Raw genomic sequence first — 13341 nt, 5'->3', positions numbered from 1 at the left:
TAGCTTATTTCCCAACCACCACTACATGGAAAGTACCCGGTATCTGCTGGGGCCTTGGGTGCGGATTATCAGCTGTTGGTGCAACCGGCTTTAATTGCGCTGTAGGCAGGTATATTTTATGGGTAACAACGTCAACGCCAATGGTACGTGCGCCAGGTTCGGTGGTGATATTTTCTACCAGTTCAAATTTATCGGCGCTTAATTCACGCACTACGGTAATGGTGCCTTCGCCGTTTGAGCTATACGCTAATTTAAGCCCCGGATCAAAGCCCGTACCATCGCAGCGACCAATAGGGAATGTGGCGACTATAGTGCCGTTTGTGGCATCCAGAACGATCATTTTTTGGTTACCGCCGCAGCCTATAAACAGGCGGTTGGCTTCGCGGTCCATCGCCAGGCCTGAGGGTTCTTCGCCGCCGGTCAATTTCCAGCGGTTTAGTATTTTAAAGGTAGCGGCGTCAATTTCCACTTCTTCACCGGTATCCTCAATATTTACAAATACTTTTCCTTTACCGTCTGATACACCGGTTTCGGGCTTGCCGCCAAGGGGGATAGTGGCTACCACGTTATCGGTTGCAGCGTCAATTACCGTAGCGTCATTACTGCGGCCATTGAAAGCATACACTTTTTTCGAAAAATCATCATAAAAAATAGCATCCGGATTAGTGCCGGCGGTTACCGTTTTTATCACCTGGTTGGTTTTTAAATCAAAAACGCTCACGTTATTGGCCCTGCCGTTGCTGGTATAGCCCTTGTTAAAATCATGTGCTATAGCTATACCATGCACGCCCTGGGTGTTTGGGATATAACCAAGGGAGTCACCGCTGGCTGCGTCGAGGATATTTACCTGCATACCATGGGAGACATATACCTTGCCGGATAAGCCATCGGCAGTAATATAATCCCAGCCGCCGGTGCTATGGACGGCGTAATCAGCTATAACATGAAAGCCTGTTTTTGTTTGTGCCGATAAGAATAACGGCAAAATGCATACCGCGCAAAACAGCATGCAAAATGGTTTAAGGGTCGGTTTCATAATGGTTATTTTTGAGTATAGTTAAGCATAAATTCTGGATAAATGTTGGAGGGGGGGAAGAAGTCCGAAAGTCGGAAAAGTCAGTAAAGTCCGAAAGATGACTGTCGGGCGTACAGAAGTTTGTCACTATGAAGAAAGTCCGAAAAAAAGCATGCGCTTTTTTTCGGACTTTCGGACTTTCGGACTTTCGGACTTTCGGACTTTCGGACTTTCGGACTTTCGGACTTTCGGACTTTCGGACTTTCGGACTTTCGGACTTTCGGACTTTCGGACTTTCGGACTTTCGGACTTTCGGACTTTCGGACTTTCGGACTTTCGGACTTTCGGACTTTCGGACTTAAAAATTACTTGCTGCCTCCGCCCGCGCCGCCTTCATCCGGTGCAGCGTTATCCTGTTGTTCTCTGTCCTTTTTAAATTCAAGCTTACCGAATTTGTACATCAGGCTGATGCCGAATGAACGAAGGGGAATCTCCCTTAGGCTATTTTGGTTAAAGTTAGACCCGTAAGTTGTTGAATTAACGTTTACATACTGGTTAAAAGGGTTGGCAGCGGTTAAACCGATACTTGCTTTTTTATTCAATACCTGCTTACGCACGGCAAAGTTGTAGAACAGGAATGCCGGGTTGGTTCCCTGGATCCCCCTTTGTGACGACCGGTAATTGATAAAAAATTCGGCGGCAAGCGTTTTGGCAAACTCATAACTGGTGTTTAAGTTGATGCGATAGGCTAAGCCACTAACCTGTACGGAGCCGGGGTTGCTGGTGATCCTGTCAGCAAAAAACATATTCGACCGGAACGTAAACTTTCCGGCAGGAATCGATCCAAATAAATTCACGCCTTCGGTTACCTCGCGGCCAATATTATACCTTTGATTAAGCGAAACGTTGGTATAGGTAGAGTCGCCGATGGTAAAGCTGGGATAAAAAGTAGTGAATGATTGTATATCATTTGTGTTGTAGCGATAGAAACCGGCAACGTAAATATTGGCCCCGTTGCTAAATGATTTATTATAACCCAATTCAAAGTTATGCCCGTATTCGGGTTTAAGCTCGGGGTTGCCGGTACTGATATTATGCGGATCGCTGATATTATAAAATGGGTTTAAACCATTGTAATCAGGCCGCTCCAGCCTGTATGAATAGCTGAATTTGATGGTTTGTGTTTTATCGATCTTATGCGACAGTACAAAAGAAGGTGCTAAAATATTATAGGAAGGGATAGTAGTGTTCGGAAAATCAGACGTCGAGACGGTGTATTCATCCCTCAGGCCTGCTTTACCATCAATAAAATTATGAAATAAGGAAAACGTAGTTGACAGGTAATACGCATAAATTTTCCGGCTGTAGGTAAAGCTATAAGTTTGAAACGGATTGGCTACATAAGCCCCGTTGGACAGCATTTGCGTATTTACAGCGTTGTCAATGTTTTCGATGGTCGCTTTTGCCCCGGTTTCAATAGAGAAATCTTCAGTTACAGGCTGGTTATAATCAATTTGGATATTCGTCTCCTTATCCGTGCCGGGGTTGCTGCCTATTGAACCTGAGGAAGGAAAAGGCACATTGGTATAATCCTGCTGCTGGGTATAATTGTTTGTATTATGGCCAATGCTCTGGTTGTATAAAACATCCAGTTCCTGGTCTTTCTTACTAAAGGTCTTTTTATAAAAAAGGCTCCAATCAGTTGAGTTATTATTAAACTTACTGGTGGAGTGGTTAACACTATTGGTATCAATTGATAAGCCACCAACAGATGTTGTTTGAAAATTATTTACATAACCATTGCTGTTATTACCAAAATGGTTAAAATTAACAGAGGCGGATAAAGCATCCTTTGGCGTGATATCCCAATTGATATTAAAGCCTGAACGGTACCCGCTTCTTTTAAAATTACTTACCCCATTCTGGCCCAAATTGGTAACGGTATCGCGCGTGTTGCTATAGGAAGTACGGTTGCCTGAGCTTGGGGTTGCGCTGGTTAAATTTTCATTACCGCTAAAAAAAGCCCCCACGCCAATTTTACCTTTTTTGGCGTTAATATTAAAATTGCCATTCTCCAAACGTGTACCGGCCGTCAGGTTAACGCTGCCGTTAACACCCTGGATATTATTGTCCTTCAGTACGATATTGATGATACCACCGGTTCCTGCGGCGTCGTATTTGGCGCCGGGATTGGTAATTACCTCGATGCTTTTTATCTGGCTGGCAGGTATGGCCTGTAAGGCATCAGTAATACTGGCGCCAAAAATGGTAGAGGGTTTGCCGTTGATGAGGAACTGGATGTTGGTATTGCCCATCAGCTCCACGTTGCCATTGATGTCAACGGATACCATCGGTACTTTTTGCAACACATCCAGTGCAACTCCGCCCTGCGAGGTAAGATCGTTTGCCGGGCTGTACACCAGTTTATCTATCTTATTGGCAACGGTCGGGCCGGTTGCCGTTACCGAAACTTCTTTCAATTGTGTTTGAAGCGGAGTAAGCAGGATCTCGCCAAGTGCCAAATTTTTATTGGTACTTAAAACCACCGCATGGGCAATTTTATATTGTTTATAGCCGATGAAATCAACGGTTAAGATATAGTCGCCGGGGGCAACATTGTCTATTTTGAAATTACCTTTTGGATCGGTACTACCGCCATTAAAAGGAGAGGTGCTGCCTTGTTTAAAAACGCTTATGGTAGCAAAATCAACCGGTTGTTTGGTAACCGCATCAGTTACTTTGCCCGTTATTTTTCCATTAGTAGTATTATTTTGGGCCTTTAAATTAAACGAAAGGGCAAATAATAAAAATAATATGAGGTAAATCTTCATGTAATACGCCTATGTAAATATTGGCGCAAAAATAGATAAGTAAAACTGGATTAAAACTGGATTTTAGCCTGACGTAAAGTAATTGTTACCAAATTAGTGTTATTGTTACAATAAGGCTAAAAACTTAACGCGATTGGAGGAATGATTCCAGGTATATCATTTTGTTTTAATACGCGGATCACCTGAACAAAGCGGCGGCGGTAAGTATCGTCCATAGCGGTAATGGTAACGCCATATTCTTTGCCGGAAGTGGAATGGATAAACGTAAAATCATCGCCGCCGTTATGGAGCACAATGCCTACATGCCCGATGCGGTGCCTGTCAGTAGGGCTGGTAAAAACGATGATATCGCCGGGACGGGCATCTTCCATTTTTATTTTTTCGCCCACATCAATAAAATCGCCCGATGAACGCGGTACGTCAACATTAAAATATTTAAACACATAATGCACAAAGCCCGAGCAGTCAAAGCCAACTGCCGGATCAGAAGTAGCAGGGCGGTAAGGGGTGCCAATTAAAGTTTGTGCAAAGTTTACGATGTTGTCACCGGAAATACTGTCGGTATCAAAATTGATGGGATGAAAATCCCGGGTATTGATCTTATAACGTAAATGAGCAACCCTGGCCATCCTTCTTTTATGTGCTCTGGAAGATTTTTTTCGGGCATATGCGGTATTGCAGCATACAATAACTGCAAAGAAAAGGATAATCAGGGTTAATAGCTTTGTCCTCATATACGATGGGCAAGTTATAAAAAAATGCGAAAGAACAAGAGCTTTTTTTACATTTTTTGCAAAATGTGACGGATATCACTAATTGTTTTGCAGAAATGAAAATATTATGCAAAAATCAATACTATGCTTCCGCTGATGATCAGCAGGGCGCCTATTATTTGTTTAATATTCAATGTCTCCTTTAAAAATACAACTGCTAAAATAATGGCCAGGGCCACGCTCAGCTTATCAATAGGCGCCACCTGCGAAACTTTGCCCAATTGCAATGCCTTAAAATAACAGATCCACGAAAGGCCGGTGGCGCAGCCCGACAGGATCAAAAAGATCCAGTTGGTTTTGGTAAGGCCGCTTACAGACCATTCGCCACCCCGGAAAATGACAATTGCCCAGGCGATGAGCAATATTACCACGGTACGGATGGCTGTTGCCAGGTCGGTATCAACCCCTTTGATACCAACTTTTGCAAAAATTGCGGTAAGCGCCGCAAAAAATGCCGAGAGTAATGCGAAGATCCACCACATATTACACGATTTTTAACACGATTTAATGATTTTAAAGATAAACAGGATTAAATGCAAATATCCTCATCTGGACACGATAAACAGGATTAACGCAAATATCCTGTAAATTGTGTTAAAATCGTTAAATCGTGTTAAACCCTGTAAATCGTGTTCAGACAAATTATCCAAAATCTTTCCAACTTTGTGTTTGTACCTTTAACAAAAAAACAGTTTTGAAAATACTGATCATTGAAGATGAGGAAGGATTAAGGGAAAGTATAGAAGAATACTTTTCTGAAGACGGCAATATTTGCGAAACGGCTGCTAATTATCCTGCCGCGCTGAGTAAGATCAGCATGTACCGGTATGATTGTATTTTGCTCGACATTACCCTTCCGGGTGGCAATGGTATGGATATCCTGAAGGAACTTAAAGCCAATAATCATCCTGATGGCGTGCTTATTATCTCGGCAAAAAATTCCCTTGACGACCGGCTTGATGGCCTTAACCTTGGCGCCGACGACTACCTGGTAAAACCTTTTCATCTGTCCGAGTTAAAGGCGCGGGTATCGGCCATTATCCGCCGCAAAACATTTAACGGCAGCAACCTGCTGCTGTTTAATGAACTCAACATCGACCTGCTGGCTAAAGAAGTTAAAGTAGAGCATTTGCCCGTAAAGCTAACCCGTAAAGAATATGCACTGCTGCTTTATTTTATTGCGAACAAAGGAAAAGTAGTATCAAAAAATGCCATTGCTGAACATTTATGGGGTGATGGTATTGATATGGCCAATAACTTTGATTTTATCTATTCGCATATTAAAAACCTGCGCAAAAAATTAATGGAAGCCGGCTGCCACGATTACATCCAGGCCGCTTACGGCATGGGTTATAAATTTACCGAATAATGAAGCTGCAGACCCGCTATAATTATGTAAACCTGGCAACCACCGTGGTTGTATTGCTGATTACCGGTATTATTTATTACCAGGCCATCAGCTGGATATTGACCCGGCAAAAGGACCAGGACCTTAAGGTTGAGGAGCAGGAGATATTTGAATACGTTGCGCTTAACCATCACTTACCCCAGACATTTGAATCAAACGACCAGCAGATCACTTTTAGCGAAGCCAAACCGGGTTCGATAAAACGCGAATTTATCAATACAGAGTATTACAAACGATGGGACAGGGATAAAGGCGTTAAACGGCATAAACACCGGAGTGAAGGCGAATACGAATCGGGGCGCGGGCTGATCACATCGGTAACGGTTGGTGATAAATATTATAAGATCCTGATTGTTGAATCGAAGGTAGAAACGGAAGACCTGATCCGGCTGATCTTTACCATTACCATTGCCGTTATTTTATTGCTGCTGCTGGTTTTGCTGGTGACCAACCGCTTTATTTTAAACCGCCTGTGGAAGCCTTTTTACAACATTATGAAAGAGCTGCGGCTGTTTAACGTCGCCGATACCCGCGAGATCCCCAAACTGGAAACTGATATTGATGAATTTGACGAATTAAATACGGTAGTGGTGGATATGGCCTCCAGGGCAAAACATGATTACAAGGACCTGAAAATATTTACCGAAAATGCCTCGCACGAATTAATGACGCCGATAGCCGTTATTAATTCCAAGCTGGATACACTAATCCAAACAGAAAACTTTAACGAAAGACAAAGCAAGTTGTTAAACGACCTGTACAGCGCAGTGTCACGCCTGAACCGGCTGAATCAATCTCTTTTACTACTGGTAAAAATTGAGAACCGCTTGCTGCATGAGCAGCAAAAGATCAATCTGCGGGAACTAACTGAAGAAATGGTCACGCAGTTTGAAGAGATCTTCCAGGACAAAAATTTAAAAGTAACTTGCAGTTTACATGACAAGGAAATTTACGCCAGCCCCTACCTTACTGAAGTTTTATTAAGTAACCTCATTAGCAATGCCATCAGGCATAATTATACTGGTGGCGAAGTAGTGATTAGTTTAACCGGCGATAGCTTGATGGTGCAAAATACCGGGAATGGAGCGGAGCTGAATGAGGAAAAGATATTTACCCGTTTCCATAAATCATCAGGATCAGAAGGCAGCGGATTAGGGTTAACGATATCAAAACAAATCTGCGGAAATTTTGGTTTCTCTCTAAAGTATAGTTTTGAGGGTGTGTATCATACGTTTACGGCTGGGTTTTAAAGCAGAACAGCTGATAGCGATGGGTTGAAATACATCGCTATGAAAAATGCTTATAAAAATCACCTCTATCCAAAAACAATCACAAATTCATCTCCCGTCCGCCGGTTGGGTAACCCCCGACGGGGCAATATTATATTTGCGATTTGAGGCTACAAAGGGGTTGCCTCTATGAGGCAGCGTGGTAAAAAGCAGACTATTTAAGCATCTGTCCGTAAAAACAAGCACCCATCACTTAAAACAAAACCCGGACACCTTGCATTTTTATACCCCATCGGGGTATAACATTTGTAGAAAATAAAAACAAAACAATATGGCCTCGTTAGAGGCTACCCTTCGCCCATTGAGTAAACCCGACGGGGCAATATTATCATTGCGACTTGAGGCTACAAAGAGGTTGCCTCTACAATGCATTCTGTTAAAACTAAACGGTTCAAAACCGGTTGTTTTTAAAAACAAAAATCTTCCCCATCCCAAAATAATCCAAAATTAAGTTTTAGTTTAGCTACATAAATACCCTTTTCAGCACATTGAATGAAATTTTTATACGGCCTGATCTTCTGTTTATTTACCTGTTCAGTTTCGCTGGCACAAACTTACACGCTTGATCATTACCTTGATGTTGCAAAAAACAACAGCCCTTTACTGAAAGACCTGCATAACCAGGTTGCCTCAAATTCCGTTGACAGCCTGCGCCTGCTCGCCGGGTTAAAACCCCAGGTAAATGCCAATAGCGGCGGCTTGTACGCGCCTGTAATTGGCGGGTATGGATATGCCAGCGCGATTACCAATGAACATACGCTGAATGCCCTGATGAGCGCGAATAAAACCATCATCGGTAAAAAAAATATAAACGCCCAATTGGATGCGATAACACTGCAATCGCAGTCGATTGGCAATACCACCAAAATATCAGAGCAGGACCTGAAAAAAGCAATTACTACCCAATACATTACTGCTTACGGCGATCTGTTACAGGTACGGTTTAACCAGGAAGTGATCGCATTGCTTAGCAAAGAAGAGGACCTGCTTAAAAAACTTACCCGTGCCAATGTATACCGTCAGAGCGATTACCTTACCTTTTTGGTAACCCTAAAACAACAGCAATTAGCGCTATTGCAAGCACGGCTGCTCTATAAAAACGATTACTCAACGCTGAATTATTTGGCGGGGGTTGCCGATACCAGTATGATTGAGCTGGCGGAACCTGTCATCCAAAAACCAATTCTTCCCGACCCAAATACCTCTATTTTTTTCAGGCAATATAAACTGGATAGTTTGAAGCTGGTAAATAGCCGGCAACTGGTTGATTTTAGTTATAAACCTAAATTAAGCGTTACTGCGGATGGTGGGTATAACTCCGATTTTATGGGCCAGGCCTATAAAAATTTTGGCGTGAGTGCCGGCTTTACTTTTACCATGCCGATATACGATGGCGGGCAGCGCAAAATGCAATACCGGAAAATCAGCCTGGAAGAAGACACCCGCCAAAATTACAAAGCTTTTTTTAACGTACAGTTTAAACAACAGATAGCACAGCTGAACCAGCAAATCAGCGAAAATGATAACCTGCTGAAACAAATTGACGAACAGATAAAATATACCGAAAGCCTGGTAAAAGTTGACAGCGACCTGCTGCAAACCGGCGATGTACGCATAGCCGACCTGATACTTGCCATCAACAACTATCTGACCATAAAAAACTTACGTACCACCACCAATATTACTAAACTGCAGCTTATTAACCAGCTGAATTACTATAACAGGTAACATGAAAACATTAAACAGTAAATATACTGCTATCCGGCAATTCTATTTGATAATAGCCATCCCGGTATTGCTGTATTCGTGCAAGGGAAAGGACAGCGGAGCCGATGATGAGGACGCTAAAGTAACCTCGCAAACTCCTGTTGGCGTTACAACGGTTAACGACAGCACCCTGGTTGATTATATCGACCTGAATGCGACCTCAACCACGCTGCAAAAAAATTATGTAAAATCAAACGCGATTGGCTATATCACCCAATCAAATGTACAGCCGGGGCAAAATGTAAGCAAGGGCCAGGTACTTTTTACGGTTAAAACTAAGGAAGCACAAACCATTGGCAACAGCATTAATGTACTGGATACCAGCTTTAAATTTTCGGGCGTAAATAAAATAAAGGCTTCAGCATCGGGTTATATTTCGGCCTTAAGCCACCAAACCGGCGACTATGTGCAGGACGGCGAAGCGCTGGCAGTAATCAGCGACCGCTCCAGCTTTGTATTTTTAATGCAGTTGCCTTATGAGCTGAAACAATATGTAAAAATGGGCCAGAATGTTGACCTTACGCTTCCCGGGGGCACAAAGATAGTTGGCACAGTAAAATCATTTATGCCATCAGTGGATACCGTTGCCCAAACACAGGGGGTTGTCATCGGCATCAATTCCAGCCAGCAAATACCTGAAAACCTGGTGGCAAAGGCAAGGATTGTAAAATCGGAAAAAAGCCATACCGCTACCTTGCCAAAATCGGCCATACTGGCTAATGAAACTCAAACGGAATTTTGGGTAATGAAACTGTTAAACGATACTACTGCAGTGAAGGTGCCTGTAAAAGAAGGCATACAATCAGGGGATAGGGTAGAGATCCTGTCGCCCAAATTTTCGCCGCAGGACAAAATTATTGTTACAGGGAATTATGGCCTTACAGATACTGCCAAAGTTAAAATTGTGAAGCAATGATTATCCCCGAAAAGATAAAAGATACTTTTATAAGCCACAGGAAGCCCATCAGCCTGGTTTTGGCTATCATCATCATGGGCGGTTTGTTTGCTTACTCCAAATTGCAAACCTCCCTGTTTCCGGAGATTACCTTCCCGAAAATAAAAATTATTGCGGATGAGGGTTTGCAGCCGGTAAATAAAATGATGGTAACGGTTACCAAGCCGCTGGAGGACGCTATTAAACAAACTCCCGGCCTGCAAATGGTACGCAGTACCACCAGCAGGGGCAGCTGCGAAATATCAGCCTACATGAGTTGGGATGTTGATATCGACCAAAGCCTTACCAAATTACAGGCCAATATCAACCAGATAAAAAACGACCTGCCCGCTGATGTGAATATCACCACCGCAAAAATGAACCCCTCTATTTTACCGGTGAGCGGGTATACTTTAGAGAGTCATTCCCGCTCGGCGATTGAATTGCGGCAGCTGGCTACTTACACGGTAAAGCCTTTTTTGTCGCAGGTTGACGGGATCTCGGAGATCAGGGTGATCGGCGGCAAAGCCAAGGAATACTGGTTAACGCTCAATAAACAAAAAATGAGCTCGCTGGGCCTTACGCCTGATATCATCAATACAACGCTGAGCACCACCAATTTTGTAAAGTCAGAAGGTTACCTGGCTGATTACAAAATGCTTTACCTTACCGTTACGGATGCCACTATTAATGCTAAAGATCAATTAGAGAACCTGGTGATCAGCAATAACCGGAAAAGGGTGGTGCGCCTTAAAGATTTTGCGGATATAGCCATACAGGAAAGCATTGAATATACCCGCATAAATGCCAACGGGCAGGACGGCGTTTTAATAGCGGTTATTAAACAGCCGGACGCCAACCTGGTTTCGCTGTCAAGCGATATGGATGACAAGGTGGCGCAGCTGCAAAAAATATTGCCGCACGATGTAAGCATAAAGCCTTATTACGAACAGGCTGATTTTGTAAAGGATTCCATAAAAAGTGTAAGCGATAGTTTGTGGATCGGGCTGTTGCTGGCTATCATTGTAGCCATTATTTTCCTGCGCTCCATCAAAGCCAGCGCGGTGATCCTGATCACTATACCCATAACCCTTTGCCTGAGTTTGATGGTGATTTATGGTATAGGCTACACCTTTAATATTATGACGCTGGGCGCCATTGCAGCCGCTTTGGGTTTGATTATTGACGATGCCATCGTAGTAGTTGAACAAATTCACCGTACGCATGAAGAGCACCCGAAGGAACATCCTTTAAAGCTGGTAAAAACAGCCATTGATTACCTTTTCCCGGCGATGATCGGTTCGTCCATCAGCACTATCGTCATATTCATTCCGTTTTTATTGATGACCGGGGTTGCCGGCGCTTATTTTAAAGTGCTCACCAATACCATGATCATTACGCTCGTTTGCTCGTTTTTTGTTACGTGGATTGGCTTACCGGTGGTTTATATTTTGCTGAGCCGGCACAAGAAAGATTATGCCGGGGAAGTAAAAGAGGTAGCTCACGAAGTAAAAAAACAACAATGGGTAAAGTGGTTTATTTTAAGGCCCTATGTAAGTTTAATTATCATCGCAGCCGCCATAGCCACCATAGTTATTATACCAAAAATGCTGGAAACAGGCTTCCTCCCCGAGATGGATGAAGGCAGTATTGTGCTTGATTATTCTTCGCCGCCGGGCACTTCGCTGGATGAAACCGACCGGATGTTGCGGCAAATTGAAAAGATCATCATTAAACAACCCGAAGTAGAAGCTTACTCCAGGCGTACGGGCACCGAAATGGGTTTTTTTATTACCGAACCTAACCGTGGCGATTACCTGATACAGTTAAAAAAGAAACGGGATAAAACCACCGAAGAAGTGATCAGTGAACTGAGAGAGAAAATAGCCGGCAACCAGCCAGCCTTAAGAATTGATTTTGGCCAGGTGATCACCGATATGCTGGGCGACCTGATGACGTCGATTCAACCTATCGAAATAAAAATATTTGGCGATAACCCGCAAAAGTTGCAAAGCCTGTCAAAACAGGTTGCTGAGGTAGTGCGCAATGTAAAAGGCACCGCCGATGTTTTTGACGGGATAACGATTGCCGGCCCTTCGGTAAGTATCGATCCTTATTACAGCAAACTTGCCCAATACAATATTACGCCTGCCAGTCTGCAGTTCCAGGTGCAAACCGCATTGGAGGGAAATGTGATCGGTAATATTCTTGAAAACGAACAATTAAATCCTATCCGGATGGTTTACCCGGGCAACCGCGGTTTAAATGTTGCCGGTATTGAGAATCAAACCGTATTTGTACCCAGCGGCAAACTGGTGCCCCTCAGCGAACTGGCATCGGTACAGTTAAAACCCGGGGATGCGGAAATCAACCGGGAGAACCTGCAATCCATGGGCGTAGTGAGCGCCCGCCTTGAGGGTAGCGACCTTGGTTCGGTGATTCCGGCGATCCAAAAAAGCATTAAACAAAAAATTGGCCTGCCACAGGGGTATCATGTTGAATATGGCGGCGACTATGCCCAGCAGCAGCAATCCTTTAAAGAATTGCTGATCATCCTGATCACTTCGAGCCTGCTGGTTTTTTGTGTGATCCTTTTCCTGTTCAAACAATTCAGGATAGCATTTTTAATTTTAATTGTAGCAGTTTTGGGGATTTCCGGGAGTTTCCTGGCGCTATTCGTCACCCATACCCCGCTCAACGTGGGGAGCTACACCGGGCTGATCATGATCGTTGGGATTATTGGCGAGAACGCCATTTTTACTTTCTTGCAGTTTAAGCAAAGAGCGCTGGAAAACCTGGCTAAAAAAGTAGAGAACAGTATTGATGAAGCGGTCACCTACTCCATCTCCACCCGCTTAAGGCCCAAATTGATGACGGCGCTGGGGGCAATCATCGCTTTGATGCCGCTGGCATTAGGTATAGGCGCCGGCGCACAATTGCACCAGCCTTTGGCGATTGCCGTAATTGGCGGCTTTGTGGTAGCGCTGCCCATGTTGCTGATTGTTTTACCAAGTTTGATGCGGATATTTTATAAGGAGGGGCACTTCCCTGAAAACAGTAAAGCAGAAGTTAACACGAATGCGCACGAATAGAATTAGCACGAATTTATAATGACACGAATTTCACGAATGAGGACGAATTTTCACGAATCCTGTCGTGCGGATAAAGATTTTTGCGAAAAAAATAACTAACATTTGATTCGAATACTGCCGCTAATAGTCAGCCTGCATTAGTGTCCATTCTAACCCATTCGTGAAATTCGTGTAAATTTAAATTCGTGCCTATTATTCAGACTTTATCCAGAATCACCCTTCATCTTTACCA

General features: G+C 43.5%; 9 protein-coding genes. 5 read left to right on the top strand and 4 right to left on the bottom strand.

Annotated features, from left to right (window positions below):
- Window positions 1-4: 4 nt before the first annotated feature.
- The 4 genes from MgSA37_RS03665 to MgSA37_RS03645 form a co-directional block, all read right to left on the bottom strand.
- Complete coding sequence (locus MgSA37_RS03665) at window positions 5-1036, bottom strand: YncE family protein (RefSeq protein ID WP_197706080.1); 1032 nt, start codon at window positions 1034-1036, stop codon at window positions 5-7.
- 344 nt (window positions 1037-1380) lie between these two features.
- On the bottom strand, window positions 1381-3846 hold the full coding sequence (locus tag MgSA37_RS03655) for an outer membrane beta-barrel family protein (RefSeq protein WP_096349899.1): 2466 nt from the start codon (window positions 3844-3846) through the stop codon (window positions 1381-1383).
- A gap of 116 nt (window positions 3847-3962) precedes the next feature.
- Window positions 3963-4580: a C40 family peptidase gene (locus MgSA37_RS03650; RefSeq protein WP_096349898.1), complete on the bottom strand. Its 618-nt coding sequence runs from the start codon at window positions 4578-4580 to the stop codon at window positions 3963-3965.
- 104 nt (window positions 4581-4684) lie between these two features.
- On the bottom strand, window positions 4685-5101 hold the full coding sequence (locus tag MgSA37_RS03645) for an EamA family transporter (RefSeq protein WP_096349897.1): 417 nt from the start codon (window positions 5099-5101) through the stop codon (window positions 4685-4687).
- A 212-nt stretch (window positions 5102-5313) separates the two neighbouring features.
- On the opposite strand from MgSA37_RS03645, the gene MgSA37_RS03640 reads away from it, so the two are divergent.
- From MgSA37_RS03640 to MgSA37_RS03620, 5 genes are all read left to right on the top strand, one after another.
- Entirely contained in the window at window positions 5314-5988 is a 675-nt protein-coding gene (locus tag MgSA37_RS03640; protein WP_096349896.1) for a response regulator transcription factor, read from the top strand.
- Window positions 5988-7277, top strand: a complete 1290-nt coding sequence (locus MgSA37_RS03635; protein WP_096349895.1) for a sensor histidine kinase — start codon at window positions 5988-5990, stop codon at window positions 7275-7277. The genes MgSA37_RS03640 and MgSA37_RS03635 overlap by 1 nt, the downstream gene beginning before the upstream one ends.
- A 531-nt stretch (window positions 7278-7808) precedes the next feature.
- Window positions 7809-9044 (top strand): TolC family protein, encoded by a 1236-nt coding sequence (locus tag MgSA37_RS03630; RefSeq protein ID WP_096349894.1) that lies wholly within the window; start codon window positions 7809-7811, stop codon window positions 9042-9044.
- Between the two features lies 1 nt (window position 9045).
- Entirely contained in the window at window positions 9046-9999 is a 954-nt protein-coding gene (locus MgSA37_RS03625) for an efflux RND transporter periplasmic adaptor subunit (protein WP_096349893.1), read from the top strand.
- Window positions 9996-13109, top strand: coding sequence for an efflux RND transporter permease subunit (locus tag MgSA37_RS03620; RefSeq protein WP_221199447.1), 3114 nt, complete (start codon window positions 9996-9998; stop codon window positions 13107-13109). The genes MgSA37_RS03625 and MgSA37_RS03620 overlap by 4 nt, the downstream gene beginning before the upstream one ends.
- The last annotated feature ends 232 nt before the right edge of the window (window positions 13110-13341 follow it).

Origin of the sequence: Mucilaginibacter gotjawali (assembly GCF_002355435.1) — a bacterium.
Lineage (GTDB): Bacteria > Bacteroidota > Bacteroidia > Sphingobacteriales > Sphingobacteriaceae > Mucilaginibacter > Mucilaginibacter gotjawali.
Note: the sequence above shows the minus strand (reverse complement) of the source record. Positions and strands in the feature narration are given on the sequence as shown.

Coding starts and splice junctions, on each gene's coding strand:
- MgSA37_RS03635 (WP_096349895.1), top strand. CDS start 5,988: ATGAAGCTGCAGACCCGCTATAATTATGTAAACCTGGCAACCACCGTG.
- MgSA37_RS03655 (WP_096349899.1), bottom strand. CDS start 3,846: ATGAAGATTTACCTCATATTATTTTTATTATTTGCCCTTTCGTTTAAT.
- MgSA37_RS03645 (WP_096349897.1), bottom strand. CDS start 5,101: ATGTGGTGGATCTTCGCATTACTCTCGGCATTTTTTGCGGCGCTTACC.
- MgSA37_RS03665 (WP_197706080.1), bottom strand. CDS start 1,036: ATGAAACCGACCCTTAAACCATTTTGCATGCTGTTTTGCGCGGTATGC.
- MgSA37_RS03630 (WP_096349894.1), top strand. CDS start 7,809: ATGAAATTTTTATACGGCCTGATCTTCTGTTTATTTACCTGTTCAGTT.
- MgSA37_RS03620 (WP_221199447.1), top strand. CDS start 9,996: ATGATTATCCCCGAAAAGATAAAAGATACTTTTATAAGCCACAGGAAG.
- MgSA37_RS03625 (WP_096349893.1), top strand. CDS start 9,046: ATGAAAACATTAAACAGTAAATATACTGCTATCCGGCAATTCTATTTG.
- MgSA37_RS03650 (WP_096349898.1), bottom strand. CDS start 4,580: ATGAGGACAAAGCTATTAACCCTGATTATCCTTTTCTTTGCAGTTATT.